Annotated in this window: 2 protein-coding genes; both read left to right on the top strand. The window is 57.1% G+C overall.

Annotated features, from left to right (window positions below; all coding sequences use genetic code 11):
• Nucleotides 1–12 precede the first annotated feature (12 nt).
• Nucleotides 13–1,806 carry an adenylate/guanylate cyclase domain-containing protein gene (locus DRB19_RS29210; RefSeq protein WP_338067387.1) on the top strand — a complete coding sequence of 598 codons (1,794 nt, stop codon included), beginning with the start codon at nucleotides 13–15 and terminating at the stop codon, nucleotides 1,804–1,806.
• A 274-nt stretch (nucleotides 1,807–2,080) separates the two neighbouring features.
• Nucleotides 2,081–3,112, top strand: a complete 1,032-nt coding sequence (locus tag DRB19_RS29205; RefSeq protein WP_114189445.1) for a methyltransferase — start codon at nucleotides 2,081–2,083, stop codon at nucleotides 3,110–3,112.
• Nucleotides 3,113–3,592 lie beyond the last annotated feature (480 nt).

The raw sequence follows: 3,592 nt of genomic DNA, 5'->3' as shown, positions 1-3,592 counted from the left end.
TTATAACCGTAAATGGGCCTGGGGAACGCGATGCCCCCACCACAGGATAGGGTCGAGCGGCGGCTGGCCGCTATCTTTGCCGCCGATGTAGCGGGCTATTCGCGCCTGATGAGCCAGGATGAGGTTGGCACCCTCCGGACCTTGACCCAACACCGGGAAATCATGGACCGGCTGATCATCGAGCATGCTGGCCGGATCGCCAACACGGCAGGCGATAGCGTCCTGGCTGAGTTCCCCAGTGCTGTGGATGCGGTCAAGTGTGCCGTTGCTGTACAGGAGGCTCTCGCAAAAACGAACCAAAACACGCTGGAAGAGCGCCGAATCCGGTTTCGGATCGGGGTGCATGTCGGTGATGTGATGATCCGAGGCAGCGATCTGTTGGGCGACGGGGTCAATATTGCGGCGCGGCTGGAGAGCCTTGCTGAACCAGGAGGTGTGTGTATTTCGGCAGCTACCCACGAGCATGTCCGAAAGAGCTTGTCCCTCAACTATATGGACTTGGGTCCGCAGCCGGTGAAAAACATCGAGGAGCCGATCCGGGTTTTCACAATCACTTTGACGAGCATCGAGCCAGCATCTGCGCAGATTGAGTCCCGGTCCAAGACGTTGCCGCTTCCCGACAAGCCGTCCATTGCCATTCTGCCTTTCGACAACATGAGCGCCGACCCTGAGCAGGAGTATTTTGCTGATGGCATCGTGGAGGACATCACTGCGGCACTATCGAGAGTCCGGTCCTTCTTCGTGATCGCACGGAACTCCACGTTCACCTACAAGAAGCGAGCGGTTCAGGTCCAACAGGTCAGCCGCGAACTGGGCGTCCGGTATGTCGTTGAAGGCAGCGTCCGTCGTGCGGGTGGAAGAGTCCGCATCACGGCACAGCTTATCGATGCCACAACAGGTGCCCATCTGTGGGCCGATCACTACGATGGCACCATTGAGGACGTGTTCGACCTTCAAGACAACATCACAGCCAGTGTCGTGGGAGCGATCCAACCCTCTGTCCGAGCCGCCGAAATCGAACGGGCCAAGCGCAAACGTCCTGGGAGCCTTGATGCCTATGATCTTGTGATGCGAGCCCTTCCACATGTCTGGGCATTAGAGAAAGACCAGAATCGTCAGGCAACGGGAATTCTCCGGGACGTGCTCGGTCTCGATCCCACCTACCCAACCGCACTTTCGCTTCTGTCATGGTGCTGCGCTCAACGGGTGGTCTACAACTGGTCCGAGGACATCGCTCAGGAGAAGCAGGAGACACTTCGGATTGCCCAGCAGGCCGCAGCGCTGTCGTCCGATGACCCCTTTGTGCTCGCCGTCCTCGGCGCGGCCTTATCTATAGCCTGCGAGTTTCGACAGGCCAGGGCTATGCTGGAAAAGGCGTTGGCACTCGATCCCAACTCAGCGTTTGCTTGGACTCGCAGCGGCTGGCTGAGGAACTTCCAGGGAGACCCGGAGACAGCCATCCAGCACTTTGAACGGTCACTGCGCCTCAGCCCGTTTGAACCGATGGCGTACAACTGCCTCATGGGGATCGGGACCGCTCACTTCATCGCTGGCCGTTACGAGCAGGCCGTCGAATGGCAGGAGAAAGCACTCGACACTCATCCGTCCGCGACATGGATACTGCGTGGTCTCGTTCCAGCCCATGTTTTTGCGGGACATGTTGATAGGGCAAAGGTGAGACTTCATCAGCTTTTGCAAGCTTACCCTGATCTGACAGTCAGCAAGATTCGTGCCGCCTTGGCATTCAACGAGGATTATACCGGTCGTATGATCGAAGGTCTTCGCCGCGCAGGGCTCGCAGAGTGAACCATACGCTTCTAAAGAGTTCCTTGGCGAAGATAGCTATGTAAGACGGCTTCAAGGCCACCCTTGGGTTGTGGCTATATGGTGGTTTGGAGTGGAGACGTAGCATCCGGCGCAAGTGGAGAACAGTCCGTTGAACCGGTGAAGTCCAGCAGACGAATTCTAATTGTCTATTCTTGCCTGAGGCTGGCGTTCGGTCGCGAACCTCCTAACTCAACAATAGCCTTCCAAGCATTAGCTGCTACGCTCCACGTTCCTCCTGAGCGGAGTGCCTTCTATGTCGCACCAAGATACCGGCGATGAAGGGCTTGCGGATGTCGCCCTGCTGGTCCGTGCCTTCCAGCTTTCCAAGATGCTGCAAGTGGCCGCTGCACTGGATTTGGCGGACTGGGTTGCAGACGGTCCACAGCCGGTTGCACGACTGGCCTCTGACTGCGGGGCCGATCCCAGTATGCTCCTGCGCCTCTGCCGAGCACTGGCTGCGTTCGGCATTTTCAAAGTTACATCAGACGGACAGGTTAGCCAAACAACCCGCTCGGCTTGGCTTCGCAAAGATGCGAAGCCCACACTTTACTATGCGGCACAATTCTGGACGACACCAGGAAATTGGCAAGCTTGGGCCAACCTGGAACACACGATCAGAACTGGGCGCTCGTCGTTCCAGGAAACCTTCGGGATCGGCCAGTTCGAGTACAATGTGACACATCCTGACGAAGCCAGCTTGTTTGACCTCTTCATGCAGCACAGCCCCGATGACCGGCATGCTGCTGTGGTTGAGGCATATGATTTTTCAGACGCAGGGCTCGTAGTGGACTTAGGCGGCGGGAACGGAGCACTCCTCGCTACCATTCTCAGGGCCTGCCCAGATGTGAAGGGCCTGTTGTTCGATCAGGAGGCTGTCGTCGCATCAGCCCCAGAGATATTGAGAAGACTTGGCCTGAGTGAACGCTGCCGGATCGAGGCAGGTAACTTCTTTGAGGCCGTACCGAAGGGCGGCGATATCTACACCCTGTCCCAAATACTGCACGATTGGAACGACGAGCGCTGCCTAAGCATCCTCTCAAACTGCCGAGAGGCCATGGGACCAGATGCGCGTCTTCTCGTCATAGAGCGAGTGCTGGATGAGGAACCGGGACTAACCAATCCAATGAGCTATCTGGCAGACATGCAGATGATGGTAATCCACGAGGGTGCGAAGGAGCGTACCGAAGCACAATTCGCGACGCTATTTGCTCAGTCTGGCTTCGGAGCGCCTCGTGTGCTGCCAACACGGTCACCTTTCTATATCGTGGAGACGCGACGGGCGTGAGAAGTCAACACCCGAATGGACCGTCTCTCCACCTCGACAACCTGCGCCGCTGCGGGACTTTGCGGTTCAGGAGAATCGCGGAACGGGCTTGCTGTCTCAGCAATACGAAGGCTGAGTTGCTCGATCTCCGCTCCTGTCATAGGTCGTCCGTGCTCGGCTATCATCTCTGCGAGGTCTTCCGGGAGAGCGTCAACTTGCTCCTGGAGGAGGAGAAGGGCTGCACGGATGGTACTCAACTCCCGTTCGTCAACGACAAGGGTGAGTTTCTTCATGGGGGTAGTATTGGCCTCTAAGCTTGCCCCTTCAGGCTACGACAATGTATGGCAGAAACAGGGCAGGATTTCTGTGTATGAAGGCACAGTCACGGTTCAATAACGCACCCGATGAACTTCGTCCTGCACACTCTCCTCTTTATGGTCTGGTAAGTTAACCTCCGAACCTGCCGAGTAGCCCATCAATGCCAGAACCACTGTCGGCTCG

Source organism: Microvirga aerophila, assembly GCF_003332305.1.
GTDB classification, from domain to species: domain Bacteria; phylum Pseudomonadota; class Alphaproteobacteria; order Rhizobiales; family Beijerinckiaceae; genus Microvirga; species Microvirga aerophila.
Note: the sequence above shows the minus strand (reverse complement) of the source record. Positions and strands in the feature narration are given on the sequence as shown.